The 24,504-nt window shown below is 60.6% G+C and carries 24 protein-coding genes and 2 pseudogenes; 12 read left to right on the plus strand and 14 right to left on the minus strand.

The annotated features are described in order from the left end of the window. Positions 1-202: 202 nt before the first annotated feature. The 4 genes from H8B03_RS06265 to H8B03_RS06280 all read right to left on the minus strand — a co-directional run bounded on the left by H8B03_RS06265 (position 203) and on the right by H8B03_RS06280 (position 3,962). Positions 203-1,849, minus strand: coding sequence for an NAD(P)/FAD-dependent oxidoreductase (locus H8B03_RS06265; RefSeq protein WP_193140880.1), 1,647 nt, complete (start codon positions 1,847-1,849; stop codon positions 203-205). Beyond that, positions 1,842-2,651, minus strand: coding sequence for a carbon-nitrogen hydrolase family protein (locus tag H8B03_RS06270; RefSeq protein WP_193140881.1), 810 nt, complete (start codon positions 2,649-2,651; stop codon positions 1,842-1,844). The genes H8B03_RS06265 and H8B03_RS06270 overlap by 8 nt, the downstream gene beginning before the upstream one ends. A 365-nt stretch (positions 2,652-3,016) precedes the next feature. Next, complete coding sequence (locus H8B03_RS06275; protein WP_193140882.1) at positions 3,017-3,268, minus strand: DUF6552 family protein; 252 nt, start codon at positions 3,266-3,268, stop codon at positions 3,017-3,019. Next, positions 3,258-3,962 carry an SDR family oxidoreductase gene (locus H8B03_RS06280; RefSeq protein ID WP_193140883.1) on the minus strand — a complete coding sequence of 235 codons (705 nt, stop codon included), beginning with the start codon at positions 3,960-3,962 and terminating at the stop codon, positions 3,258-3,260. Before H8B03_RS06280 ends, H8B03_RS06275 begins: the two co-directional genes overlap by 11 nt. 98 nt (positions 3,963-4,060) lie before the next feature. On the opposite strand from H8B03_RS06280, the gene H8B03_RS06285 reads away from it, so the two are divergent. After that, positions 4,061-4,939 (plus strand): LysR substrate-binding domain-containing protein, encoded by an 879-nt coding sequence (locus H8B03_RS06285; RefSeq protein WP_193140884.1) that lies wholly within the window; start codon positions 4,061-4,063, stop codon positions 4,937-4,939. Positions 4,940-5,034: 95 nt separating this feature from the next. On the opposite strand, the gene H8B03_RS06290 is transcribed toward H8B03_RS06285, so the two are convergent. Then, on the minus strand, positions 5,035-5,664 hold the full coding sequence (locus tag H8B03_RS06290; RefSeq protein ID WP_226925747.1) for a MarR family winged helix-turn-helix transcriptional regulator: 630 nt from the start codon (positions 5,662-5,664) through the stop codon (positions 5,035-5,037). Here H8B03_RS06290 and H8B03_RS06295 point away from each other — a divergent pair. Continuing rightward, positions 5,663-6,418: a hypothetical protein gene (locus tag H8B03_RS06295; RefSeq protein ID WP_193140885.1), complete on the plus strand. Its 756-nt coding sequence runs from the start codon at positions 5,663-5,665 to the stop codon at positions 6,416-6,418. The two genes, H8B03_RS06290 and H8B03_RS06295, sit on opposite strands and share 2 nt — an antisense overlap. A 139-nt stretch (positions 6,419-6,557) precedes the next feature. On the opposite strand, the pseudogene H8B03_RS06300 reads toward H8B03_RS06295, so the two are convergent. The 8 genes and pseudogenes from H8B03_RS06300 to H8B03_RS06335 form a co-directional block, all read right to left on the minus strand. Continuing rightward, a pseudogene (locus tag H8B03_RS06300) lies at positions 6,558-6,686 on the minus strand (IS3 family transposase); the annotation flags it as partial. A 162-nt stretch (positions 6,687-6,848) separates the two neighbouring features. Beyond that, positions 6,849-7,577, minus strand: a complete 729-nt coding sequence (locus H8B03_RS06305) for an SDR family oxidoreductase (protein WP_193140886.1) — start codon at positions 7,575-7,577, stop codon at positions 6,849-6,851. A gap of 30 nt (positions 7,578-7,607) precedes the next feature. Continuing rightward, the gene (locus H8B03_RS06310) at positions 7,608-8,339 is read right to left on the minus strand and encodes an SDR family oxidoreductase (RefSeq protein WP_193140887.1); all 732 of its coding nucleotides are present in this window, start codon (positions 8,337-8,339) and stop codon (positions 7,608-7,610) included. An 11-nt stretch (positions 8,340-8,350) separates the two neighbouring features. Then, a complete protein-coding gene (locus H8B03_RS06315) occupies positions 8,351-9,109 on the minus strand; it encodes an SDR family NAD(P)-dependent oxidoreductase (protein WP_193140888.1) in 759 nt (252 codons plus the stop codon). A 3-nt stretch (positions 9,110-9,112) separates the two neighbouring features. Continuing rightward, the gene (locus H8B03_RS06320; RefSeq protein WP_193140889.1) at positions 9,113-10,393 is read right to left on the minus strand and encodes a D-tagatose-bisphosphate aldolase, class II, non-catalytic subunit; all 1,281 of its coding nucleotides are present in this window, start codon (positions 10,391-10,393) and stop codon (positions 9,113-9,115) included. After that, positions 10,390-11,370 carry a sugar kinase gene (locus tag H8B03_RS06325; RefSeq protein WP_226925748.1) on the minus strand — a complete coding sequence of 327 codons (981 nt, stop codon included), beginning with the start codon at positions 11,368-11,370 and terminating at the stop codon, positions 10,390-10,392. The genes H8B03_RS06320 and H8B03_RS06325 overlap by 4 nt, the downstream gene beginning before the upstream one ends. Then, complete coding sequence (locus tag H8B03_RS06330) at positions 11,367-11,645, minus strand: hypothetical protein (protein WP_193140890.1); 279 nt, start codon at positions 11,643-11,645, stop codon at positions 11,367-11,369. Before H8B03_RS06330 ends, H8B03_RS06325 begins: the two co-directional genes overlap by 4 nt. Positions 11,646-11,723: 78 nt before the next feature. Further along, positions 11,724-12,704 (minus strand): sugar-binding transcriptional regulator, encoded by a 981-nt coding sequence (locus H8B03_RS06335; protein ID WP_193140891.1) that lies wholly within the window; start codon positions 12,702-12,704, stop codon positions 11,724-11,726. Positions 12,705-12,917: 213 nt separating this feature from the next. Between H8B03_RS06335 and H8B03_RS06340 the strand changes: the two genes are divergently transcribed. From H8B03_RS06340 to xylB, 9 genes are all read left to right on the plus strand, one after another. Beyond that, a complete protein-coding gene (locus H8B03_RS06340) occupies positions 12,918-14,357 on the plus strand; it encodes an extracellular solute-binding protein (protein ID WP_319022441.1) in 1,440 nt (479 codons plus the stop codon). 131 nt (positions 14,358-14,488) lie between these two features. Next, positions 14,489-15,364, plus strand: coding sequence for a carbohydrate ABC transporter permease (locus H8B03_RS06345; RefSeq protein ID WP_193140892.1), 876 nt, complete (start codon positions 14,489-14,491; stop codon positions 15,362-15,364). 4 nt (positions 15,365-15,368) lie between these two features. Next, a complete protein-coding gene (locus H8B03_RS06350; protein WP_193140893.1) occupies positions 15,369-16,205 on the plus strand; it encodes a carbohydrate ABC transporter permease in 837 nt (278 codons plus the stop codon). Between the two features lie 4 nt (positions 16,206-16,209). Beyond that, positions 16,210-16,461 carry a DUF2160 family membrane protein gene (locus H8B03_RS06355; RefSeq protein ID WP_193140894.1) on the plus strand — a complete coding sequence of 84 codons (252 nt, stop codon included), beginning with the start codon at positions 16,210-16,212 and terminating at the stop codon, positions 16,459-16,461. A 3-nt stretch (positions 16,462-16,464) separates the two neighbouring features. Then, positions 16,465-17,517 carry an NAD(P)-dependent alcohol dehydrogenase gene (locus H8B03_RS06360; RefSeq protein WP_193140895.1) on the plus strand — a complete coding sequence of 351 codons (1,053 nt, stop codon included), beginning with the start codon at positions 16,465-16,467 and terminating at the stop codon, positions 17,515-17,517. An 11-nt stretch (positions 17,518-17,528) separates the two neighbouring features. Next, the gene (locus H8B03_RS06365; RefSeq protein WP_193140896.1) at positions 17,529-18,590 is read left to right on the plus strand and encodes an ABC transporter ATP-binding protein; all 1,062 of its coding nucleotides are present in this window, start codon (positions 17,529-17,531) and stop codon (positions 18,588-18,590) included. 41 nt (positions 18,591-18,631) lie between these two features. After that, positions 18,632-19,333, plus strand: coding sequence for an HAD family phosphatase (locus H8B03_RS06370; RefSeq protein ID WP_193140897.1), 702 nt, complete (start codon positions 18,632-18,634; stop codon positions 19,331-19,333). Further along, on the plus strand, positions 19,330-20,802 hold the full coding sequence (locus tag H8B03_RS06375; RefSeq protein ID WP_193140898.1) for a mannitol dehydrogenase family protein: 1,473 nt from the start codon (positions 19,330-19,332) through the stop codon (positions 20,800-20,802). Before H8B03_RS06370 ends, H8B03_RS06375 begins: the two co-directional genes overlap by 4 nt. Then, positions 20,803-22,254: a xylulokinase gene (xylB, locus tag H8B03_RS06380; RefSeq protein ID WP_193140899.1), complete on the plus strand. Its 1,452-nt coding sequence runs from the start codon at positions 20,803-20,805 to the stop codon at positions 22,252-22,254. 63 nt (positions 22,255-22,317) lie between these two features. On the opposite strand, the pseudogene H8B03_RS06385 reads toward xylB, so the two are convergent. Next, positions 22,318-22,644 (minus strand): annotated as a pseudogene (locus H8B03_RS06385) (integrase core domain-containing protein); the annotation flags it as partial. Between the two features lie 656 nt (positions 22,645-23,300). Between H8B03_RS06385 and pcaF the strand changes: the two are divergent. Then, complete coding sequence (gene pcaF, locus H8B03_RS06390; RefSeq protein WP_319022442.1) at positions 23,301-24,503, plus strand: 3-oxoadipyl-CoA thiolase; 1,203 nt, start codon at positions 23,301-23,303, stop codon at positions 24,501-24,503. Position 24,504: the final 1 nt, after the last annotated feature.

The raw sequence follows: 24,504 nt of genomic DNA on the forward strand, positions 1-24,504 counted from the left end.
ACTGTCGCCAAAGCGCAATTGTCGGCCTTGATCTGCGAACGGGTGGTAAAGGGTGCGGGCCAGATGATCGTCGGGCCGGGGACGGCCGCCAGTTACACGGCCCCGCGCACCCTTTCCGCGACAACCTGCTGTTGCTAGCTTTGCGCGAGCCCTCGCGTGGCACCCCGCTTTCCGGACCTGGTCGAGCCGCGGCAAGAGGCGATCATTCCGACAGTTTGATCGGACCCCATTCCGGGTAGCTGTCGCAGGGAGACGGGTTCTCGGGGTGGAATCCGCCACCCAGGTGCCGGATGATCCCGGCCACCGCGTTAAGCGAAGTTTGCACCGCCCCTTCGACCCAGGCCGGTGTCCAGCTGACGCCGTCGCCGGCCATGAAAATGCCGCGTTCGTGCGGTGGCAGGTCGTCCTGCATGAAATGGCCGAACATCCTGTGATTGTAGCGATAATGCCCAGGCAGGGCGCCCTTGAAAGCACCCAGGAAGTTGGGATCGTCCTCCCAGCTGACGGTGATCGGATCGCCAAGGATATGGGACCGGATGTCGACGCCGGGGTATATGTTCGCCAGCGATGAAAGCGCCAGTTCCACCCGCCGTTCCACCGTCAGGGGCAGCACTTTCAGCGCGTCGGTCATCCAGGAATAGCTCAGGCAGATGACCGAGGGCTTGTCGGGCCCGTTGTCGAACAGATACGTGCCGCGGGTCATCCGGTCGGTCAGGGTCATCGACATCACGTCGCGGCCGGTCTTCGGATCCTTGTCCTTCCAGAACGGCCGGTCGACCATCACAAAGGTCTTGGCCGACTGCATGTAGCGGGTCCGGTCCAGCGCCATCCACAATTCATGCGCAAACAGGCGCTCCTCGGTCTCGATCACCGTGGACAGCAGGTGGCTCTGGCAGGTGACAAGTACCACGTCGAAGGACTCTGCCCGCTTCCACTGATCGGTGACCTCGAACTTGTCGCCCTGCCGCCTGATCCGGACGGCGCCCGACCGGGTGGCCCCGCCGTTCAGCTTGCACAGCGTGGTGCCGGCGGGCCAATGGGTCAGATTGTCGGGAACATGGGTCCACAGCAGGTGCGGCACCTGACCGACCCCGCCCACCATGTAACGCTGGTGGTCGTCGCATTCGGTCACGTTCACCCGAAGGATTTCCAGCATCGAATTGGGGAAATCGGAATCCCAGCCGCCGGTGCCAAACCCGACCTGGCCGAAGACCTCGCGGTGGTGGAACGACAAGGCCTGGAAGGCCTCGGATGAGGCGACGAAATCATAGAAAGTGCGTTCGTCCCATTGCTCGACGATGGGGTTCCAGATTTCCTTGACCCGGGCGCGGTCCCGGTCGCGGATCGCCTGTTTCAGGGCGGAGAAATTCGCGCCATCCTCCAACGCCTTGTCATAGGCCTGCGCGACCTCGTGAAACAATGGCGGAAGGTCGGTCAGGGTCTCGGCGTAATGGGTCTTGCCCAGCAGGTCGATGACGGTCGAGCCTGCGGCCGGGGTCAACGGGTTTGGAAACGGTTCGCTCTGGACCCCCAGCTTGTCGACATAGGTATAGAACCCGGTGGACGAGACCGGAAATCGCATGCCGCCCAGCTCTGCGATGACCCCATCGGCCCCTTCGAAGTGCTGCGAGCGCAGGCGACCGCCGAACTGGCCCGCCTCGAACACCACCGGGCGGGCGCCGAGCTTCATCAGCTCGTAGCCCGCGATGATCCCCGCAGCGCCCGAGCCGATGATCGCAACCTTGGCGCCATGGGCGGTTTCCGGCAGATGGCCCAAACCCTTGGGATGCGTGATCCAGTCGTCATAGGCGAATGGAAAATCCGGGCCGAAGACAGAGACTTTATTCATCGATTTGACCTTTGGCTATGAGGCGCTCGTACAATTCCGGACGTCGGTCGGCGCGGTGGTTTTGAAGCTTGCGGCAGGCCGCAAGCGCGACATGATCCAGGGTCGCGCACAGCAGGTCAGGCGCATCTCCGGAGGCCCGCGCAAGGTCGGTGCCGTCCGAAGCGCAGATGCAGGACAGGCCGCCGTAGTCGAATTCCCCTTCGGCGCCGACGTAGTTCGCATAGGCAAGATAGACCGCGTTTTCCTCGGCGCGGGCCGGGACCAGCCGGGTGGCGACAGTGTCGAAGGGCTTCATGTTCGCGGTTGGCACGAGGATCAGATCAACCCCTTGCAGGGCCAGGTTGCGGGCCACTTCGGGAAATTCGATGTCGTAGCAGATCGCCAGGCCAATGGACCAGCCGTTCAGATCAAAGACCCCGGAAAGCGCCGCGCCCGCGGCGAACTGGCGTCGATCGACGCCCCCGTAGAGATGGGTCTTGTGATAGCGTTGCCGCTCGACCCCTGCCGCATCGATCACGATGACGCCATTGTACGGATTGTCTGGTCCCGGCAGCGCAAGGCCCACGACCAGCGCGACCCGGTGTTTCTTGGCAATGGGTTTCAGCGCGTCAATCAGGGCATCCGCCGAAGCGGCCAGCGTCTTGCACCGATCGGGACCGACATTGTACCCGCCCAAGGTCATCTCTGGCGTCAGGACCAGCTGGGCACCCTGGGCCTGGGCCCGCCGCGCAGTTTGGTCCAGCGCCGCCAGCGCCTGGTGTGGGTCATGTAGCGGAGAGGTTTGCCAGAGTGCGATTTTCAACGGGGGGTCTCTTTTCGCTAGAATACGACACAACTGCCTGGTTCTTCAATTCTCCAATGGGAGAAAGACGCCAAAGGGACGGCTGAAGCACTGTAGCCTTGCGGACGCGAAGCCTACGAAACAATGGGGCTTTTGCATTTCGTCATGCAGCGCATGTCGCCCGTGCAGGCGATGACCTCTGCCGTGAGCACCGCCCCCATCCTTGGCCGTGAGCGGATGAGGGTGCTGGTCGAACAAATTACACCAGGTCTTGGGGCACAACCCAAGCACAACATGTGGGAGGTCGAGTTCTTCACCACTACGGGTCGTTTTTGCGGGCCACCGAAACGTTTGAGTTTTAGCAACCCTTGCCAAGCCGTTTGAAGTCAGCTGCTGCTCATCCCGGCAAGCATGGCCCCGAGGGCGACGATGTGGATCAGCATGATCGCGCGGTCATTCCAGAGCACGCCGACAGCGAACCAGCCGAGGACGCCCACGAGAAACAGGTAGAGGTTCCAGGGCGTCCAGCCGAAGGCCGTGGCCGTGTAGCCCATGATCTGGATGATCGAGGCGACCCATTTGACGGTGAAGGCGAGCCGTCCCGTCGCCGGGGCGGCGAGAACGTGATCAGATGGCACGGGTCACACCTCCGTCGATCCGCAGATTCTGGCCGGTCATGTAGGCCGCTCCATCCGATGCCAGCCACGAGATCAGCGACGACACCTCCTCTGCGCGCCCGTAACGGCCCATCGGGATGCGGGCGCGGCGATCCTCTGTCTCGGGCAGGCTGTCGATGAACCCCGGCAGGACGTTGTTCATGCGGATGTTCTTGCCCGCGTATTTGTCCGCGTAGAGCTTCGTGAACGCGGCCAGGCCCGCGCGGAACACACCAGAGGTCGGGAAGAGCGGGTCAGGCTCGAAGGCCGCGAAGGTCGATATGTTGATGATCGCGCCGCCGCCCTGCGCCTGCATCAGCGGCGTGACCAGCCGCGCGGGCCGGATCACGTTCAGCAGATAGACTTCCATTCCCGTGTGCCAGTCGTCGTCGGATATATCCAGGACCGGGCCTTTGGGGCCATGTCCGGCAGAGTTGATCAGCACGTCGATACGGCCCCAGCGGTCGGTGGCACCTTGCACCAGTGCCTTCAGATCGTCCGCGTCCCGGTTCGATCCCGTCACGCCGAAACCGCCCAGCTCCTGACCGAGCGCCTCACCCTTGCCGGAAGACGACAATATCCCGACCCGGAAACCGTCTGCCGCCAACCGACGGGCGGCATCGGCCCCCATTCCACTGCCGCCAGCCGTGATCAATGCTACTTTTTCTACTGACATCGCGCGCTCCAATTCTGTCCTGTCGCCAATCTAGGTCTTTCCCGGTTCGGTTTCGCGCCAGATTTGATCTTGTCTGACAGTAACATTACTATTGTCAGATGACCCATCTTCCGTCTCTCAACGGCTTGCGTGCTTTCGATGTGGCGGGCCGTCATCTCAATTTTCGCGCTGCCGCCGAAGAGATGGGCGTGACGCAGGGGGCGGTCGCCCAACAGGTGCGGCAGCTCGAAGCACATCTGGGCGTGAAGCTCTTCGAAAGATTGCCCAAGGGGCTGGCGTTTACGGCTGCGGGACGCGGGTATCATACGCTCGTCGCCACAGCCTTCGACGACCTGCGCGCCGCCACCGAGACCCTGCGCCCCGAGCCGGGCAAGGTTCTGGTCAGCGTCACGCCGACATTCGCGGCGAAGTGGCTGATGCCCAACCTGCCGGAGTTCTCGGCCGCGCATCCGGAGATCGACCTTGCGGTTCTTGCCACCGAAAGGGTGTCGCGCTTTCACGGCGACGGGATCGATCTGGCGATCCGTCAGGGAAAGCCACCCTTTGGTGCGGCGTTGGAGGTTGTTCGGATTTTTCGCCAGGAGATCATCGCGGTCGCGTCACCCGCCCTTGTCGGCGGGCACAGCTTGCCACTCGATCCTGAGGCGCTGTCGTGCTTGCCCAAGCTGCACGATGCCCATGGTCTCTGGCCCGCCTTCCTGAGGCATTTGAATGTCGAAGATCGCGGCGGACGCGGTCTGCGGTTAAGCCAGACGGCTCTTGCCATGGACGCGGCTCTCTCGGGGCAGGGGATTGCGCTCGTCAGCAGCTTCCTTGCGACGCGCGACATTGCCGAGGGCCGTCTCGTGCAGGTCTGTCCGGATACCCTCCCGGGGGAGCATGATTTCTATCTACTGGCCGAACGCGGGGCGAAGCGTGGATCGGCCGTCCAGGCCACTTTTGACTGGTTCGCCTCGAAAGCTGATGCGAACGTATAGAGGTGGCCTTGTCGTGGCGGCACGTCAGCTTCTGCACCGATGCGCCAGCTTGCCGAGGAACAATCCGTCAATAATTGGGGTGAAGGAACCTGCCATCATGCGCTTTGCTGTTCATGGCAGATCAGAGATGAGTCTTCGGGCGATAGCGGCTCGGAAAGCAACGTGCAAAATCCCCCGGAACTGGACGCTTTGTAATGGATGCAGGTTTTGCAAACGCCGAAGGCACGTCCATCGTTTTGCTGTACGAACCGTCTGAGAACCTCGGTCAACGTTGCCTGCAAGGCTTGTTTCTTCGAGTCGCTCAGCTCCGAAAGACTGTGATCCAGGTTACTAACCGTCTGCGCAATTCCTTCTCCCTTGGGGGTCAATGCAAAGCTAATGGTCCGTTTGTCGCGACTAGAGCGCAGCTCGGACACGTAACCCTTTTGTTGCAGCGATTTGAATGACTGCGAGATCGTGCCTCGGGTCGTTCCCAGATATTCGGCGACATGCGAGGGGCTTCGAGAAAACCGGTTGGCCCGCCCAAGATAGGCCAACACCGCACGTTGTGTCGGATTCAGATCGCCGTCCCAGCCGGATGCCGCATCAAGGCGCGCCAGCCGGTTGATCAGTTCACGAATGTAGAGATCGGTCTCCATACCCTCTAGTAGCGACTCGAAATAATCATTGCAATAGTTTCGATTCGCTACTAATAAAAACACACAATCCATAAAGGAACCGGCCATGAAACTCTCCCTCTACATTGCGACCACACTTGCCCTGACCAGCGGCACCGCCTGGGCGGATGGCGAACACGCCCATGCAGTCACGCAGGACGGCGCCATCCTGTCAGACGCGGACCCGTCCAAGATTGCCTCATTCGATATTCTGGGCGCGCATGCGCACCGCAAAGGCAATGTCGTGACCTTCCACATGACCACAAATGGAGTCGCAGGTTTTGACCTGCCTGCAGCGACGGGTGCGCTCGGCGGTGCAGAGGTGCTCTCCTACGTCTGGCCAACGTCACTTGACCCATCGGCAGTTGATTTTGAGGGCGGCACAGGAATTCTGGCCTTGGCCGCAACAAGTCACCCTGACTTCGACGACACGCCGCTTTACGATGAAAACAACGATGGCGATCCGGCGAATGACGGTGTGATCTGGCACAGTCACTGGGTTGTTCTCACGCCGACCGAAGCCTGTGGTCCCGGTGCGCTGGCTGTGCGCGACATACCCGACGGTGAAACGCCAAGGATGCCGGCCACATGGCCCGGCCTGCCGATCTTTCTGGACAGTCCCGGCTTCACGCCGCTGTTCGATGGTCCCGAAATTTCCGTGAATGTGGCCTTCGGCCATGACGTTGAACTGGAGGGCGTCGCCTATGATGGCGTGACATCTGCCTTGCGGGTGAATGCCAACATTCACGCACCGCTGCTTTGCGTTGTTGATGTCTTCGACATTGCGTCTGGTGATTTGAGCTTGCCGGGAAAACTGAAGTAACCGTGAAAAGGGGTCATGCGCCGCGTGACCCCTTCTAGGCTCCAGACTTCGGTAACGGGGTCGTTTCAGGGGGACTGTTGCGTTACGGGCCCCAAGTTCCGACGAGGTCGTGGACATCGGCAGCACAGGGGGGCTGTCGTGCATCGGAAACTTCCCGCCCGCCATACTTGTACTTCAGCTTGCAGACTGTGGCCGCGGTCGGCATGTCCGCCTCTTGCTCCTTGATCATCCCGATTGTCTGCGCCTCGGAGAAACGGCTCTTTCGCAATCAACTGCTCCTTCAAAGGTGGCGCAGGCTCTCCATGCGGTGAGGGATTTCGCGCAGGGCCGGTCAGCCCCCGCTGCGGAGAAAGCCTCGGGCGTGCCCCTGCCGAAGTCCCCCGCGGCACCAGTGATCAGGACGGACTTCCCGGCGAATGCCTTCATGGCCTCAGATGTCGAACGCCGTGGGCAGCACGATCATGTCCCGGATCGTCACGTTGCGCCCACGCGTCAGCGCAAAGACGAGCGCGTCCGCCACCTCGGTCGGTTCGATGATAGAACCGCTGTCCTTGGCCTTTTGCAGCCTGTCCGCAGGCCAGTCGGCCAGCAGCGCCGAAACCACGGGGCCGGGAGAGACCTGGCCTACGCGAATGCCGTGTTCGCGAAGCTGGCGGCGCATGGTCTGGACGAAACAGGTGATCGCCCACTTGGATCCGGAATACACCGGTTCCCACGGAATGGCAGAGTGGCCGGCGACCGAACAGGTGACCCAGATGTCGCCAATGCCACGGTCTTTCATGTGCGGGATGATCGCGAGGACGTTCTTCATCACGGCGTTGACGTTGAGGTTCAGCATCCGGTCGATTGTGTCGGGGTTGGTCTCGTCGAGATCGCCACCGATATAGGTCCCGGCGTTGCAATAGAGAATATCGATGTGATCCACCTTTTCGAGGATCGACGGGACCATCGCCTTGCAGCTTTCGGCATCGAGCAAGTTCGTGACCTGCGCAATGGCCTTGTCGCCAAGCCGGTCAATGCAGGCTTTCAGGGCATCTTCGTCCCGGTCCACCATGACGACCGTGGCGCCTTCGGCCAGCAGTGCTTCGGTGGCGGCAAGGCCGATACCAGAGGCGGCGCCGGTGACGGCCGCGATTTTTCCGTTGAGAGATTCGGCCATGTCGGCCTCCTTTTATTCAGCTTGAGACGCTCAGACGGCGAGGAAACCGCCGTCGATGGGAAGGACGGCGCCGGTCACCATGGGGGCATCGTCGGAAAGAAGCATGACAATGGATTTGGCCACGTCTTCGACCTCTGCAAAGCGGCCAATCGGGTGGCGCACCATCATCGGGTCTTTCTTGGCAGGATCGGACCATGCCGCGGCGGCGAGTTCGGTCATCGTCACGGTTGGCGCGACGGCATTGACGCGGATGCCATGGACGCCAAGTTCCTTGGCCATGACACGGGTCGCTCCTTCAAGACCGGCCTTCGAGGCGGCGTAGCACATGTGTTCGTCGAACCCGCGGTGCCCAGCAATGGACGTCACGTTGAGGATTGAGCCGCCGCCCCCGGCCGCCACGCGCGCCCGCGCGAATTCCTGGGCACAAATCAGGGCCGCGCGCAGGTTGATGCCCATCACGGCTTCATAGCCCTCGTCCGTCATGTCGAGCACGGTTTCCAGGACATTGGTTCCGGCGCAGTTGATGAGGAAATCGCAGGTTCCGGCCTCTTTCATTGCGGCGCGGGCGGCCGCATTGTCCATCAGGTCGACGATGATAGAGCGGCAGCCGGTCTCGTCGCTCAGACGATCCAGGTCGGACTTGGTCCTGGCCATGGCAAAGACGGATGCGCCACGTTTGGCCATTTCCACTGCGCAGGCCCGTCCGATGCCTTTTCCGGCGCCCGTGACGATAACAGTCTTTCCTTCGAATTGCGTGCTCATTGGTGTGTTCCTCAATGTGTGATGTATCCGCCATCGGCGACCAGCGTGGCCCCCGTGACGAAGGAGGCGGCATCCGAGGCCAGAAACAGCACGCAATTGGCCATCTCTTCCGGGGTCCCAAAGCGGCCCATTGGCGTATTGTCGGCCCAGACCTTGCTCATTTCCGGATCTTCCATCCCGTCGATTGCCATGCGGGTGCGGATGTATCCCGGTGCCAGTGCATTGACCCGAATTCCGCGGGCGGCATATTCGAAAGCCATGACGGAGGTCATCTGATGGATCGCCGCTTTCGAGGAATTGTAGGCCACCTGAAGTTGCGGCTTGTTCGCGACATAGCCTGAAATGGAGCCGATATTGACGATGGCGCCGGACGACTGCGCCAGCATTGGCCGCACGGCCGAGCGGGCGACCCGGAACGGCGCAATCAGGTTCGTATCCATGATCCGGGCCAGCCGAGCGTCATCGAAATCGTGAAAATCGCCGCCGTCAGCCACGCCGGCATTGTTGACCAGAATGTCGATCCTGCCAAAACGTTCGAGAGTTGCCTCGACCAGTTCGTCAGGCGAGGCAGGAGCCGTTATGTCGGCGGCATGAAACGCGTGTTCGCCAGTGTCGGTCAGGGCACGGGAGTCGTCCGTTTCGGAACGCGCCGTCAACATGCACCGTGCACCGGCTTTGGCGAAGAGTTGCGCGGTCGCAAGCCCGATGCCCCGGTTTCCACCGGTGATCAGGGCAATCTTTCCTTCAAGGCGAAACTGCGAAAGCGACATTGGTCAGACCTCCTGGATAATGCAGGCAGAATGATATTCCGCCAGGGTATCGCCGACGCGCCGGATCAGGAGCGCTTCGGGGTCGAGTGGCTGTCCAGCGGCGCTCGCCGCGCGTGGCAGATGTTGCCACATCAGGGGCAGCGGTACTGTTTTACCACGAAGTGCGGCCAGCAGATCCGCAACAGCGGATTGCGCCTTCTGGTCTGTCCAGTAGTATCTGATGCGATCCGAAAGGGAGTAATGGCGCATGACGCGTCGTTCCGAGTCCGTGCCATGATAGTGGCGGGCCCAGTTCTCCGGTTCGGCCAGCATCACCTCTTCCATCGCGTGGTAGAGCGGTCGGTCGCCATAATTGGGCAGCATGTCGCTGGCAATGAGGTCCAGCGCATAGAGCGTCTCGCGAAGAACGAAGGTCAACTCCGGCCCGACCTTGAGGATCGAAAACCCGCCCCTGACCAATTCCGAGAGAGGGCCAGTGCCCTGATAGTCCGTACTATGGGCCTCGAATACGAGACCGTCATGCGATTCCAGAACCCGGATCAGGTCACGCGCCTTGTTGGCGTCATAGGGAATGACGTTGTGGTTTCCGAATTCCACACCGGGCTGGACAACCAGGCCAATGACGCGACCCAGCATTTCCGAAAGACCGTGTGCCTCGAAAATCTCCTGGTGGACCGCGATCGTCGTGCGGGCGGCGTCAGGCGCTGTCGGCGTGATGTCATCCAGCGCATGGTCTGCGCCGCCGGGCGGAGGAACCTCGGTTCCGATGATGTAAAGCGGCAGCGGCAGGTCGGATTTCGCGGCCGCCTCCTCTCCGCGACGCGCAAGCCGCGCGGCACGTAGCGCCGTCACTTCGTCATTCAGCGCCGCCGGTTCGTTTGCACATCCCATGGAGGCATCAAGGTGGAGTTTGCGAAAACCGGCGCTGACATAGGCTTCCATCATGTCGCAGGCTTGCTCCATCGCCTCGCCCGCGGGAAGGTGCCGCCACGGATTGGGACCCAGGTGATCGCCGCCAAGCACGATCAATTCATGTGGGCAACCTTCTTCTCGGGCAAGGTCATAGACCAGTTCGGCAAAGTCGGTAGGGGTCATGCCTGTGTAGCCGCCGACATGGTTGACCTGGTTGCAGGTCGCTTCGATCAGGACGGTACTGCCCTTCGCGCGTCCGTGACGCAGGGCGGCGCGCAGAACGATGGGATGGGCGGAGCAGACAGACGTGATCCCCCGCGCTTGTCCTGAACGATGCAGCCGCGCAAGGTCCGTCAATTCAATCGCGGTCATTTTGCGCGCTCCGTCTGCTGAATGAATGTGTCCAGTTCCGCCCGCGTTCCCGCGCCTTCCATCGGGCCGCGGAACGTCACGTTGCGTGCACCGGCGGCGTTGGCATAGGTCAGGGATTGTTGGGTGCTCAAGCCCAGTCGCCGCGCCGCAACATAGGCGCCGCCAAAGCAGTCGCCGGCACCGGTTGGGTCTAGTTCTTCAACGATGAAGGCGGGCGCACGCGTAAAGGTGCCGTCGGCGTCATGACAGCTTGATCCATCTTTGCCGCGTTTGATTGCAATCTCCGAAACGCCAGTGCCGAATAACTGCTCCAACGCGTTCTCCTCGCTTGCATCCGGTGACAGGCCGGCGGCGACAAACAGTTCTTCTCCGGACGGCAACAGCAGGTCGGACATCGCGACCATCGCAGCGACACGTGCGCCGGTTTCTGCATCAGCCTGCAATTCCTTGCGCATGTTGGGATCGAGTGAAATGCTGCCGCCCCGTTTCGATATGATGTCCGCAGCCCGTTCGATCATTGGCCAGACGGTTGCGTTGCCCAACAGGGTTCCCATGACATGCAGGTGCCCGGCACGTGATACGATGGCGTCCACGGCGTCCGTCCAGGCCAGGTTTCCGGCGGCGGACGTCCACATATTGAACACGAAGTCCCGGTCCCCATCGGGGCGGTAGCGAACGAACGCTGTTCCGGTGGGCAGCTTTGGATCGACGCAGATCCCGGAAACATCGACGTTATCTCGCCGCAACCGGTCGATGATCACGCGACCGAAATCATCGTCGCCGACCGCACCGATCATCGCAGCCGATCCGCCAAATCGCCCGCACTGGTCAATGAAGATCGCCGGTGCGCCACTGGGATAGGGCCCGATCAGCGGTAGCGGTTCGGAAAAGCCCCTCCCAACGGTCGTGGCGACGATTTCGGAAAGCACTTCGCCGATGCAAACCGTTGGGCCAAGACTGTCCGGTGCCAACGTCATCGCGATGCCCTCGCATTGGTGGCGCGGCGAGGCTCTGCCGATTTCAATTCGATGAAGATCTTTGCATGCGCTGCAAGATGGCCGTTGCCCGCATTGACCCCTTCCGGGTCATCGGACGACAGGTCCTTGCTGACCGGAAGGCCAATGGTGACGCCGATCTGCACGTTGTGTCCTTCTGCCTTTCTGGCGAGCCGGTCCCTGTTGAACTGCTTTGGGCAGTGGTTGGCGACCTTGATGCAGGGGTGGCCATGTTCGGCTGATGTCTCCAGTGCCATTTCGGGCCCGGCCTGAGTCTGACCGCCGGTCCAGACGAACGAGTGAATTCCCAACCTTCGCATTCGATCCTTCGCCGGCTATTCTGCAGCGCTGCTTTGGACGGACTTGTCCTCAAGCAGTAGTCGTGCGGTGACGTCATCCGTGACCAGCGTATCGACGAGGCCGCGTTTGCAGGCAGCTTTGATAATCTCGACCTTGTGTGGACCCGCGGCCGCCATGATCTTTTCCGGGACAGCCAAAACCTGATCAAGCGGCATTCCGACGGTGCGGTTGTCCACCGCCTCGGACACGGAAGCGCCATCCCGATCCAAGAATTGACCAAGCACATCGCCGATGGCTCCTGCCTCGATCAACGTCTCTGGTGTAAGTTCGTGCGGAAGCCCGTGTTCAACCAGGAACGATTTCTCTGAAACGTTCGAACAGGTCAGAAGGACTGCATCCAGGGATTTGAGTTTCTCGAAATGCTCTTTCAATGCGTATTGTGACAGGAAGAGATCGCGATCGATACCTTCGGACAGGTAGATTGGTGCAGTCAGGACCGAGAAGCTCGCGCCGAGCACATTGGCAAATCCGGACGCGATCCCAAACGAGTTCAGTGTTGATCCTTCGGCCGTACCACCGAGAATCGACAAAACTTCCAAGCCTGGATGCGACTGACGCGTGAGCTTTCTAATAGCGGCGTCAAGCGTCAAGCCCCAAGACACACCAAGCGATGTCCAGCCGCCGGCCGCCAGACGTTCTGCGAGCAGAGCCGCCAGCGCCGCCCCGACGGCCTTGTGGTAGTCGTAATCCGCCTCGTTTGCCGGTCCTATGACGACGCGCTGAAGACCCAGCGCCTCTTTCAGGTTCTCCTGCAACTCAACACGGGGCAGGAACGGCGATTCAATCTGAATTTTTACAAAGCCCAGAGATTTCGCCGTTTGAATTGCCTGGTTCACGCGTAGCCTTGTGACACCCATATGGCGGGCAACATCGGCTTGGGTCATTTCGTTCACATAGTAGTGCCAGCAGACCTCAGTTACGAAGGCGTCGCTGTCCTCGATTGGTTCGCGTCCCAAGCTGAAGTCCTCCCAGACATGCAGGCGTCACTCCCGACAACTTTGACAGAAAGCTGGCACAGATACATATGTTTGGCAACACATACATATGAATAATTACACTTGCATGTAAGGCGATGCACTTGCATTGTAGCGTTGGGAGGTGGCGCGAGACGATTCGCATAGTGCGTTCGATAGCGTGCGCTGCGCTCTGTCAAAAATGGGAGGAAAGCAGTGAGCTTTGCATTCAAGATGGGCGCGTCCGCGCTTACACTTACCGTTGCCGCCACATCGGCATTCGCTGAAATTGACGAAGCCTGGTGGAAATCGGCCGCCGAGCCTTATCAGGGTGTCACCATCCGCGGCGTAACAGAATCGTCGCCGCCGTCGCTTTACATCCGCGAAGTCCTCGCGCCGGAATTCGAAGCTCTGACCGGCATTCGGGTCGATGTCGAAACCACGTCCTGGGACCAGATGTTCGACAAGGCGATCAAGGACATGGAAGCCGGCACCGGCATCTACGACATGGCCTATATCGAACAGGACATCATCTATTCGTATCTGTCCCGCGACTTCCTGACCGACCTGACACAGTTCCTGGCAGACAACCCGGAGTTGAACGCCCCGACCTACGACGAGGGCAACTTCACCACCTTCGCGGACTACTTCAAAGATGATGCCGGCCACCTTTATGGCGTGCCAATGGAAGCCTTCCTGAAGGTCTATCTTTACCGGACCGACCTCTTCAACGATCCGGACATCCAAGCGGCGTTCAAGAGCCAGACCGGCCGTGATCTCGTTCCCGCCACAACCCATGAAGAATATGCCGAGATCGCGCAGTTCTTCACCGAGTACGGCGAAGCGAACGATATGGACCTATGGGGCACCACCGCCCAGGCCCATACCGGTCACGTGGCATCGTGGTACGAATACTACGAGTCGGTTGCACCAACCTTCGGCGTTTACAACTGGGGCATCGACGCCGACAACAACTACGCCGCATCGGTTGCAAACGGCGGCGAAATGAACGGGCCGGAAGCCGTCGAGGCGATGACATGGTGGCTGTCCATGCGTGACATCGCCCCGCCGGAAAGCCCCGCGTCGACCTGGACCGAAGTGGGCACCACTTTCGGCGCTGGCCGTGCCGCACAGGGCCTGGTTTACGGTGAGAACGCTGGCTGGATCGCTGCCGATGAGAGCAAGTCTCTGGTTGTCGGCAAGGTCGGTGTTGCGCTGCCGCCGCTGAAAGACGGCATCCTCGAAGAAGTCGAAGGTGGCACAGGTTACATCGGCTACTACGATGGCGGTGCATTCGGCATGCCGCATTCCTCCAAGAACAAGGAAGCCACCGCGCTGTTCCTGCAGTACATCGGCCAGAATGAAGTTCAGCCCGACTGGGCGGTTGCCGCTCCGCGTGTCACCAACACCGCGACCTACGATGACCCGAAGGTTCAGGAGATGAACGCAAAGCTGAGCGGCTACTATGACCTGATCAAGGACAAGGGCTACCTGTTCGCAGGCGCGCCGGCCTATCCGTTCCACGCTCAGGTCCGCGAAGCGACCGCGCCGATCTTCTACCAGATCCTGCTCGGAGACCTTGGCGTCCAGGAAGGTCTGGACCAGATGGCGGCCGCAGCGGAATCCACTCTGACCGAGCTGGGCTACCGCAAGTAACTTGACCTCCCTACAGGTTGCCGAAAGGGCCGCCGCCGCATTCAGGCGGCGGCCCGCGCCGCAAGCAAGAAATACTCATTAAAGGCTTAGCCGGTGTCGCAATCGGGCATCGACAACAGCAGAGGTGCGTCATGCAATCCAAGAGACTTGGCTGGATTCTTCTGGCCCCGACACTGGTCATCCTGTTCTTCTTCGGTGTCCTGCCATTCATCTACGTCGTGTACGTGTCCTTTCATCAATGGAACCCGTTCGCCGTCAATCCCGAGATGGTGTTCAACGGCGCCGACAACTTTCGCCAGATCGTCTTCGACCCGGCCTTCCTGAAATCGGTTGGCGTCACGGTCATGTTCGTCATCTTCGCCGTTTTGTCCGAATTGATCCTTGGCTATGTGCTGGCCCAGGCATTCATGCGCGATTTTCCGGGCAAAGCGATCTTTCGCACGATCCATACGCTGCCGTTGATCATGGCGCCGATCATTGTCGGCTCTGTCTGGAAACTGATGACAACGCCCTCGATCGGGATCATTCCGCATTTCCTGGACGAGTGGTTCGGGATCACCATGAACATCGGGACATCCGCCCCGGCCGCATTCGCAACCGTCGTCATCATGGATATCTGGCACTGGACCCCGCTGGTGACACTGACGCTGATCGCCGCGCTGGTTTCGCTGCCGCCCGATCCATTCGAACAGGCGCAGATCGATGGCGCCAACAAGCGCCAGATCTTCTGGCACATCACGCTACCGATGATTGCACCCGCCGTCGTCGCGACCGTCTTCATCCGCCTGATGGATGCCTTGAGAACGGTTGACGAGGTCTGGATGCTCACCGGAGGCGGGCCTGGCTCTGCGACCCGGTTCGTGGGTGTGCACATCTTCAAGGAAGTGTTCCCAAAAACGAACTACGGCTACGGATCAACCATTTCCGTCATCGTTCTCTACCTCACAATCGTCGCCTGCTGGTTGCTCTACGTGACCATGCTTGCACCCCGCAGCAAGAAGGACTGAGGCCATGAAAAAGCAAAACCCGATCATTGGAATTGTTTTCTGGAGTCTCATCAGCCTGCTGACCCTGTTCCCGATCTACTGGCTGTTCGTCATATCGGTGAAGCCCGCGGTGCAACTTTTCTCGACGCCCGAACTGATCCTGTCGGATCCCTACTGGGGCAACTATGCCAAGGTCTGGGGCGACCGCCTTTTGCGCAGCTACATGCTGAACTCGGTCATCATCTCGACCGGAAATGCGGTGCTCTGCACTGTGCTCGGGTTCTTCGCCTGCTATGCGCTGTCGCGGTTCAACATGAGCGGCAAGGAATCGATCTTCTTCTGGACCATCACCAACCGCATGGCGCCTCCGGCGGTGTTCCTGCTGCCGCTCTTTCTGCTGATGACCCAGGTCTATGCGGTCGGCGACTGGAACCTGCTGGACACGCGGATCGGCATGATCCTGGTTTACTGCACCTTCAACCTGCCATTCGCGATCTGGACGCTTCGTCCAACTGTAGACGGGATTCCGAAAGAGCTGGATGAGGCGGCTTATGTCGACGGTGCCAGCCCGTGGAAGGTCATCACCGAGGTTGTCTTCCCGCTCTGTCGTCCCGGTCTTGCCGTGACTTTGATCCTGACCTGGGTCTTCGCCTGGAACGAATACCTGCTGGCCGCCACCCTGACCAACTTCAACGCGCGCACACTGACCACCGGTCTGTCCGAATACGTGACGACAACCGGCACCGAATGGGGGGTCATGGCAACGATCTCGGTCTTCACGCTGATCCCGGCCCTGATCGTCTTCGGCCTTGTGCAGAAGCACATCGTCGCGGGTCTGACCTTTGGCGCGGTGAAAGGATAAGACCATGAGTGACCAACACGAAGCACCGCTCGCCTCGGCGCTCCATGAAGAGGAAAGCGCACCCCCCATTCCCGAGAATAGCGCCGGTTTCCTGCCAATCGAGACGAACTGGTTCGACCGTCTGTTCATTTCAGTCGTGATCTGGATCGCCCTGTCGCTGTTCTGGTTCCGGTTTCTGGAACCAGCCGGGCTGTCCATCTGGATCTCCAACGCCATTGCGCTTGTTGTGGCATTCATCATCATCAGGAAAGGTTGAGGCATGAAATCGCTTGTTCTTGAGAAGAAAGACGAAATCAACCTGCGGGACTTCCCCGCCATTGACCGGGTCGAAGAAACGCTGGGGCCGCGCGATGTCCGCATCAAGCTGCACACCGTCGGCATTTGCGGATCGGACGTCCACTACTACACGCACGGGCGTATCGGGCCGTTTGTGGTGAACGAACCGATGATCCTGGGACACGAGGCCTCGGGCACCGTGATCGAGGTCGGTGCGGAGGTGCAGACACTGAAGACGGGCGACCGTGTCTGCATGGAACCTGGGATTCCCGATCCCAACAGCCGGGCGACGCAACTGGGCATGTACAACATCGATCCGGCGGTGCGTTTCTGGGCAACACCGCCCGTGCACGGCATCCTGCGTCCGACCTGCGTGCACCCAGAGGCCTTCACCTTCCTCCTGCCTGACAACGTCAGCTTCGCCGAAGCCGCAATGGTCGAGCCGCTGGCGGTCGGGGTCCATGCTGCCACCAAGGCACGGGTAAAGCCTGGCGACAATGCGGTTGTCATGGGAGCGGGGCCCATCGGGTTGGTGACAGCACTGGCGGCCTTGGCCGCGGGCTGCGCGCGGGTCTACGTGACCGACCTGTCTGAGAAGAAGCTCGAGATTGCGGGATCGCTCAGCGCGGCCATCACCCCTGTGAACGTCAAATCCGAAAGCGTTGTCGATGTCGTCAAACGCGACACCGACGGGTGGGGTGTGGACCTCGTCTTCGAGGCCACCGGATCGCCGCATGCCGCCAAGACCGTGTTCGAACCGCTGTGTCCTGGCGGCTGCGTCGTCATGATCGGCGGCCAGCCGGATCCTATCCAGTACGATGCAGGCGCAGCCATGGTGCGCGAGGCGCGAGTCGAGAACATCTTCCGGTATGCCCACGTATTTCCGCGCTGCGTCGGCATGCTCAGCTCGGGCGCCATCGACGTCAAACCGCTCATCACCAGAACATTCGAGTTTTCGGACAGCGTAAACGCGTTCGAGATCGCCGCCTCCGCCCCTCCGGCGGATGTGAAGATGCAAATCGTACTTCCGCAATAGGGGACCGCGACATGGCCAACGTCACAATAAAAGACGTCTTCAAACGCTACGGCAACGTGCAGGTCATGCATGGCGTCAGCGTCGACATCGAAGACGGCGAATTCGTCGTCCTGGTCGGTCCCTCGGGTTGCGGCAAGTCCACGCTTCTCAGGATGCTTGCGGGCCTGGAAGAGATCAACGATGGAACGATCTCCATTGGCGAGCGCGTGGTAAACGGCATTCCGCCCAAGGAGCGGGACATCGCCATGGTGTTCCAGAGCTATGCCCTTTATCCGCACAAGACGGTGTACGACAATATCGGCTTCCCGTTAAAGATGGCGAAGCGACCGCAGTCCGAGATCGACGAAAAGGTCACCAAGGCGGCCGATATCCTCGATCTGACCAAGTACCTCAAGCGCTATCCCAAGGAACTTTCTGGGGGCCAGCGCCAGCGCGTGGCCATGGGCCGTGCCATCGTGCGGGATCCGCAAGTGTTCCTGTTCGACGAACCGCTGTCGAACCTTGATGCCAAGCTGCGCGTCACCATGCGCGTCGAAATCAAAGAGCTGCACCAGCGCCTTGGAACCACTATCGTCTATGTGACCCACGACCAGATCGAAGCCATGACCATGGCCGACAAGATCGTCGTCATGCGTGATGGACGTGTGGAACAGATCGGCTCGCCGCTGGATCTTTATGACAATCCCGACAACACCTTTGTCGCCAGCTTCATCGGCTCGCCGTCGATGAATTTCGTGCACGGCAAGATCGCGTCCGAGGGCGACCGCCGGGTTTTCGTATCCGAAAGCGGGCTTTCCCTGCCGCTGCCAGAGACGGCCGCCCGGGAAGGGCAGGACGTGACCTATGGCATTCGCCCCGAGCACATTCAGATCGGAGATGGGGGTGTACCGATGGAAGTGGTTGTGGTCGAACCGACCGGGTCGGAGACCCAGATTTTCGCGCGGTCCGGCAAGGACCTGATCGACGCCCTGGTCAAGGACCGCATCAACGCGCGCCCCGGATCGAAATTGGGTTTCATCATCAACCCGGATGACGTGCATCTGTTCGACCGGGAAACCGAGCGACGCCTTTGAATATCCTTCGTCCTGAGACTCCATGGAAGAGGGAACGTCCAATGCACAGAAAACGGGCTGTCATATTTGATCTCGATGGTTGCCTCGTTGACAGCGAACCGTTGTCACTCGAGGCAATCGCCATCGAAATGCGTGCGCTCGGGATTCGGGACGCAAGCGCACGCGAGATTGGCGACCGGTTCCTCGGAGTCGCGATGCCTGTCATCGCTGAGTTTGTTGCAAAGCGGCTTGAAGGCCCCGTCCCCGAGGATTTCGCCCAACGGGTTGAGAACAGATTGCTTGCGTCATACGAGAGCAAACTGTTCACAATCCCCGGCGCCGAAACGCTGCTGTCCGGCCTCCAACAGCAAGGCACCGCAATGGCGATTGCGACCGGAGGGTCACTGCGGCGCATGGTGGCCACGCTTGAATTGGCGGGTCTCGATCACTGGTTCACGGACACGGCATGCAGCGCGGAAGAGGTCGCGAACGGAAAGCCCGCGCCAGACCTGTTCTTGCTGGCACTGGACCGGCTTGACCTGAATGCCGCCGACTGTCTGGTCCTGGAGGATTCTCCGCATGGCATCCGTGGGGCGCGTGCAGCGGGCATTCCGGCCATCGGCTTTGTTGGTGGGCAACATCTTGATGGAAAACGGGATCAGCATACTGCCCTGCTGCGCGAGGCTGGTGCAATCGAGGTCTTTGAACACCTCGCGGCAGTCGAACGGTTCATCCAATCATACACGGAAGACGTGACAAAATGATCGCCCTTTCGAACGAAACGCTTGGAAGCGTGCCAAAAGCCATCGAAAAGCCCGGCTACGACCGGAGCAAACTGACGGCTGGAATTGTCCACATCGGCTTGGGCAATTTTCACAGGGCGCACCAATCCTGGTATCTGCACCGCCTGATGCAAAGCGGTCTGGCGCAGGACTGGGCAATTGTCGGAGCGGGTGTGCGCCCGTATGACAACCTAATGCGCGCCAAACTGACGGCGCAGGACTGTCTGACCACGCTGATCGAACTGGATCCATCGGGGATCTCAGGCGAGGTCGTGGGGTCGATGATCGGCTATGTTCCGATCGAAGACGGCAACGGCCCGTTGATCGAACAGATGGCGGAGGCCAATATCCGCATCGTCTCACTCACTGTGACCGAAGGCGGGTATTACATCGATCCTGTTACAAAGGGCTTCGATGAGACGCATGACGACGTCCGGCACGACGCGGCCAACCCCGGCACCCCACGGACGGCTTTCGGAGCCATTGTCGCGGCGCTGAAACTGCGCCGGGACCAGGGGATCGGTCCCTTTACCGTACAAAGCTGCGATAATCTGCAAGGCAACGGCGCCATCCTGCGCCAGACAGTGGTATCGCTCGCACGGTTGAGCGACCCGGACCTGGCCCACTGGATTGACGGCAATTGTGCGTTTCCCAATTCAATGGTCGACTGCATCGTTCCGGCCACCGGGTCCAAGGAAATCGCGTTGGTCCGCGAGATGGGGATCGACGACGCCGCCCCGGTAACGCATGAGAACTTCCGGCAATGGGTGATCGAGGACGATTTTTGTGCCGGGCGCCCGGACTGGGCGAAGGCAGGCGCGCAGTTTTCGGACAATGTGCATGGGTACGAGGCGCAGAAAATCCGCATCCTGAACGCTGGACACCAGGTAATCGCCAACGTGGCCGAGGTCCTGGGAATCGAAACCGTCTCTCAGGCCAAGCAGCACCCGCAGGTCGCGGCTCTTTTCCGAAAGGTCGAAATGGAAGAGATCGTGCCACATGTCACGCCGGTTCCGGGGATGACGCCGGCGGCTTATGTGGACCTTGTCGAAACGCGCTTCTCCAATCCCCGGATCATCGATACCATCCGTCGTATAGCTTTCGACGGATCCTCACGGCACACCGGCATGGTCCTGCCTACGGTCCGCGACGCGCTTGCCGCCGACGCTCCGCTGGACGGTCTGGCACTGGTCGAGGCGGCCTGGGCCCGCATGTGCGAAGGCACACGCGACGATGGTTCCGAGATATCGCCGAACGACCCGTTCTGGGATCAGTTGAACGCCGCTGCGAAGGAAGCCAAATCATCACCGGCAGCCTGGTTGGCACAACGGAATCTCTACGGTGACCTCGCCGATGACCCGCGCTTCGCGGGGTCATTTGCCCGCTGGCTGAACCTTATCTACCGTGACGGCATGGAAGCCGCGCTGAAAATTTACCTGAAGGGCGCCTGAATGACCTTTCTTGGCATTGATCTTGGAACCTCCGGCCTGCGCGCGTTGCTTGTGGACGGTGATGGAACACCCATCGGTGCGACCGAGCGGCACTACGAAGCCGTCCATCGACACCCCGGCTGGTCCGAGCAGGACCCGGCCGACTGGATCGCGGCGCTGGAGGCCGCGATCGACGAGATGCGCGGCACATATCCCGCTTTCGCGGATCTGCGTGGCATTGGCGTGGCAGGACATATGCACGGCGCGACCCTGCTGGATTCATCCGGCGATGTCCTGAGGCCTTGCATCCTGTGGAACGATAGCCGCTCGCATGCAGAAGCCGCCCGCCTTGATGCCAGCGAAGGCGTGCGCGCGCTTTCGGGAAACATCGTCTTTCCCGGCTTTACCGCGCCCAAGTTGGAATGGGTCCGTAAAAACGAACCAGAAGTATTCTCAAAAGTCGCGAAAGTGCTGCTTCCCGCAGCTTATCTGAACTACTATCTCACCGGCGATTACGTTGCGGACATGTCCGATAGCGCGGGCACGTCCTGGCTGGATGTTGGCGGGCGGACCTGGTCTGGACGTCTGCTCGAAGCCAGTCACATGCACATCGATCAGATGCCGCGTCTGGTCGAAGGGTCGGAGGCTGCCGGAGATCTTCGGGACCGGTTGGCCAAAAAATGGGGCCTCGGCGGACCGGTGACGGTCGCAGGAGGAGCGGGCGACAATGCCGCCGCCGCCTGTGGCATCGGTGCATTGGACGAAGGCCAGGGCTTCGCTTCGCTCGGCACTTCGGGCGTTTTGCTTGCCGCCCGTGACGGTTACCGGCCAGCTCCCGAAACTGCGGTACACACCTTCTGCCACGCGTTGCCGGGACGTTGGTACCAGATGGGGGTCATGTTGTCGGCAACCGACAGTCTCAATTGGCTGGCCCGGATCGTCGGCAAGAAACCTTCGGAATTGACAAGCGCGCTTGGGGACTCCCTCTTGCCGCCGTCTTCCACGCGGTTCCTGCCATACCTGTCAGGGGAGCGAACGCCACACAACGATGCAGAGATCCGGGGCGGCTTTACCGGGCTTTCAACATGCACCACGCGCGAGGAGTTGACCCGTGCCGTACTCGAAGGTGTGGCCTTCGGATTGCGCGACAGTTTTGACGCGCTGAAGGCGACGGACGCAAAGCTGGAAAGCCTCATCGCGATCGGTGGGGGTAGCGCGTCACGATATTGGCTTCGAATGATCTCCACTGTCCTTGACGTCCCGCTTCAACTGCCGGCCTCAGGTGAATTTGGAGCTGCACTTGGGGCGGCGCGATTGGGCATGATTGCAGCTTCAGGCGAGGCGCCGGAAAGTATCATCACGTCACCCGAGATACGTGACGAAATTCTCCCGGACAGGAGCCGGAGCGCCGCGTTCGAGGATGCATATGCGGGGTTTCGTGCGGCCTATCCGGGGCTCAAGGCGATTCAGTAAGCCCGTGGCGACAGCACTGCTCCCCAAGCTTGGACCGCCGGAAGCTGGACTTTTCCGACTCTTTCACGATGACGGGCTGGTGGCGCCATCGGGATAATGCATGGCGATCGGGACGTTATATCCGATCGCACTGTGGGGTCTGTCCTCGTTGTCGTGCCTACGCCAATCTTCCAGCTTGTCGCGGGCATCCGCAAGGCTCATGAAGTTGCCATTGATGCGCCATTGGTTCGAGCAACAATGGCGACGCACGTTCAGGCATTCGGCCCGGAGCTTGCTGTTGAAGGCTTCGATGAACCCGTTGTCGGTCGGTTTTTCCGGCCGTGAGAAGTCCAGCGTGACGTCGTGCACATTGGCCCAGAGATCGAGGTCGCGAGAGATGAACTCGCTGCCGTTTTAAACTCTCATGGTGTTCGGGTCTGCAGGGCTGGATGTCAACGGAACGGGCGGCAGTGCCGGCATTGAGGCTGAGACCTTTTCAAGCAGCGGTGGAGTAGCACGCAGGGGCACCCGCCTGCCGAGGGGTGATAGCGGGCGAGAATCGACGCTATGATCCCCAGTTCGACAATTTCTCCCATGTTGACAAGAAGTGGCGAAACCTCCGGATTAAAAGCGATCATGCGGCGCTGAAGCGGGGGCATGGATAATGAAAGGGCTTCCGATCACGCACCTTTGCGAAGTCGCTCTTCTGCGGGATTTGATGCCGTCGGAACGAACAGGAACCACCGCATCGACAACATGAATCCGGGCGTTCAGGCTGAGATCGGCTTCGTCAACGATATGCTCGGTCAGTCCCGATGACACACAGCCATGGAGGTGTTTCGCCAACTTCAGCGGATCAACGCAACGGTCCCTCTTGAACATGCATCGGTCAGCCACCTTTCTCCGGCCGGGTTCCACCGGCCCGATCATCGGCTGGCCTGTCGGTGGAACCCTAACAAGTTACGAAATCGTGGCTGCGTGAGAATTTCGTAACTTTTCTCTTGAGCGAATCTCTCGGCCCCCATACACCGACCATGCGGTCGATTAACTCTGTGAAGGATACTCTCGTGGAAGCTTTGATTTGCGACGGCGTTCGCACACCCATTGGTCGGTACGGTGGTGCCTTGTCGTCGGTTCGCGCGGATGACCTTGCTGCGCTGCCGATTGCCGCCCTGGTCGCCCGCAACCCCGATGTCGACTGGACGCTGGTCGACGAAGTGATCTACGGCTCTGCCAATCAGGCGGGCGAAGACAATCGCAACGTCGCGCGCATGGCCGCCCTTCTTGCGGGTCTGCCCGAAAACGTGCCGGGAACCACCGTCAACCGGCTGTGCGCCAGCGGCATGGACGCCATCGGATTTGCCGCGCGGGGGATCAAGGCCGGGGATTACGACCTGACCATCGCCGGTGGCGTCGAGAGCATGAGCCGGGCACCCTTTGTGATGCCCAAGGCGGAATCGGCCTTTACCCGGTCGAACGCGGTCTATGACACGACGATCGGTTGGCGGTTCATCAACCCGAAGATGAAGGCGCAATATGGCGTCGATTCCATGCCGCAGACCGCAGACAACGTCGCCGCCGATTTCAACATCAGCCGCGAAGACCAGGATGCGTTTGCGGCCCGGTCGCAGGCGCGGTGGGCCGCCGCCCATGCCGCCGGAGCGTTCAACGACGAAATCGTTGCTGTCTCTGTCCCGCAGCGCAAGGGCGATCCGGTTGTCGTGGACACCGATGAACACCCCCGCCCCGGCACCGATGCCGCGACCCTGGGCAAGCTTCGGGGCGTCAACGGTCCCGACCTGACGGTCACGGCGGGCAATGCCAGCGGCGTCAATGATGGGGCTGCGGCCCTTCTGATCGCCTCTGAAGCCGCCAGCAGGGCGCATGGTCTGACGCCAATGGCGCGGGTGGTCGGCATGTCGTCCGCCGGAGTTGCGCCCCGCATCATGGGCATCGGCCCGGTGCCGTCCAGCCAGAAGGTGCTGCAGCGCGCGGGCCTGACCATTGACCAGATGGATGTCATCGAACTCAACGAAGCTTTTGCAGCGCAGGGTCTTGCCACGTTGCGTCAGCTTGGCGTGGCAGATGACGACCCGCGTGTAAACGCGAATGGCGGAGCTATCGCGATGGGTCATCCGCTTGGCATGTCCGGTGCGCGTCTTGTCCTGACGGCGGCTCACCAGCTCAAACGCAGCGGCGGGCGCTATGCGCTGTGTACGATGTGTGTGGGTGTGGGCCAGGGAACTGCTATCATTATCGAACGCGTCTGAA

This window comes from Meridianimarinicoccus sp. MJW13, assembly GCF_014901205.1.
In the GTDB taxonomy this organism is placed as follows: Bacteria; Pseudomonadota; Alphaproteobacteria; order Rhodobacterales; family Rhodobacteraceae; genus Meridianimarinicoccus.

Coding starts and splice junctions, on each gene's coding strand:
- H8B03_RS06265 (WP_193140880.1), bottom strand. CDS start 1,849: ATGAATAAAGTCTCTGTCTTCGGCCCGGATTTTCCATTCGCCTATGAC.
- H8B03_RS06280 (WP_193140883.1), bottom strand. CDS start 3,962: ATGTCAGTAGAAAAAGTAGCATTGATCACGGCTGGCGGCAGTGGAATG.
- H8B03_RS06285 (WP_193140884.1), top strand. CDS start 4,061: ATGACCCATCTTCCGTCTCTCAACGGCTTGCGTGCTTTCGATGTGGCG.
- H8B03_RS06295 (WP_193140885.1), top strand. CDS start 5,663: ATGAAACTCTCCCTCTACATTGCGACCACACTTGCCCTGACCAGCGGC.
- H8B03_RS06290 (WP_226925747.1), bottom strand. CDS start 5,664: ATGGCCGGTTCCTTTATGGATTGTGTGTTTTTATTAGTAGCGAATCGA.
- H8B03_RS06305 (WP_193140886.1), bottom strand. CDS start 7,577: ATGGCCGAATCTCTCAACGGAAAAATCGCGGCCGTCACCGGCGCCGCC.
- H8B03_RS06310 (WP_193140887.1), bottom strand. CDS start 8,339: ATGAGCACGCAATTCGAAGGAAAGACTGTTATCGTCACGGGCGCCGGA.
- H8B03_RS06315 (WP_193140888.1), bottom strand. CDS start 9,109: ATGTCGCTTTCGCAGTTTCGCCTTGAAGGAAAGATTGCCCTGATCACC.
- H8B03_RS06320 (WP_193140889.1), bottom strand. CDS start 10,393: ATGACCGCGATTGAATTGACGGACCTTGCGCGGCTGCATCGTTCAGGA.
- H8B03_RS06325 (WP_226925748.1), bottom strand. CDS start 11,370: ATGACGTTGGCACCGGACAGTCTTGGCCCAACGGTTTGCATCGGCGAA.
- H8B03_RS06330 (WP_193140890.1), bottom strand. CDS start 11,645: ATGGCACTGGAGACATCAGCCGAACATGGCCACCCCTGCATCAAGGTC.
- H8B03_RS06345 (WP_193140892.1), top strand. CDS start 14,489: ATGCAATCCAAGAGACTTGGCTGGATTCTTCTGGCCCCGACACTGGTC.
- H8B03_RS06350 (WP_193140893.1), top strand. CDS start 15,369: ATGAAAAAGCAAAACCCGATCATTGGAATTGTTTTCTGGAGTCTCATC.
- H8B03_RS06355 (WP_193140894.1), top strand. CDS start 16,210: ATGAGTGACCAACACGAAGCACCGCTCGCCTCGGCGCTCCATGAAGAG.
- H8B03_RS06360 (WP_193140895.1), top strand. CDS start 16,465: ATGAAATCGCTTGTTCTTGAGAAGAAAGACGAAATCAACCTGCGGGAC.
- H8B03_RS06365 (WP_193140896.1), top strand. CDS start 17,529: ATGGCCAACGTCACAATAAAAGACGTCTTCAAACGCTACGGCAACGTG.
- H8B03_RS06370 (WP_193140897.1), top strand. CDS start 18,632: ATGCACAGAAAACGGGCTGTCATATTTGATCTCGATGGTTGCCTCGTT.
- H8B03_RS06375 (WP_193140898.1), top strand. CDS start 19,330: ATGATCGCCCTTTCGAACGAAACGCTTGGAAGCGTGCCAAAAGCCATC.
- xylB (WP_193140899.1), top strand. CDS start 20,803: ATGACCTTTCTTGGCATTGATCTTGGAACCTCCGGCCTGCGCGCGTTG.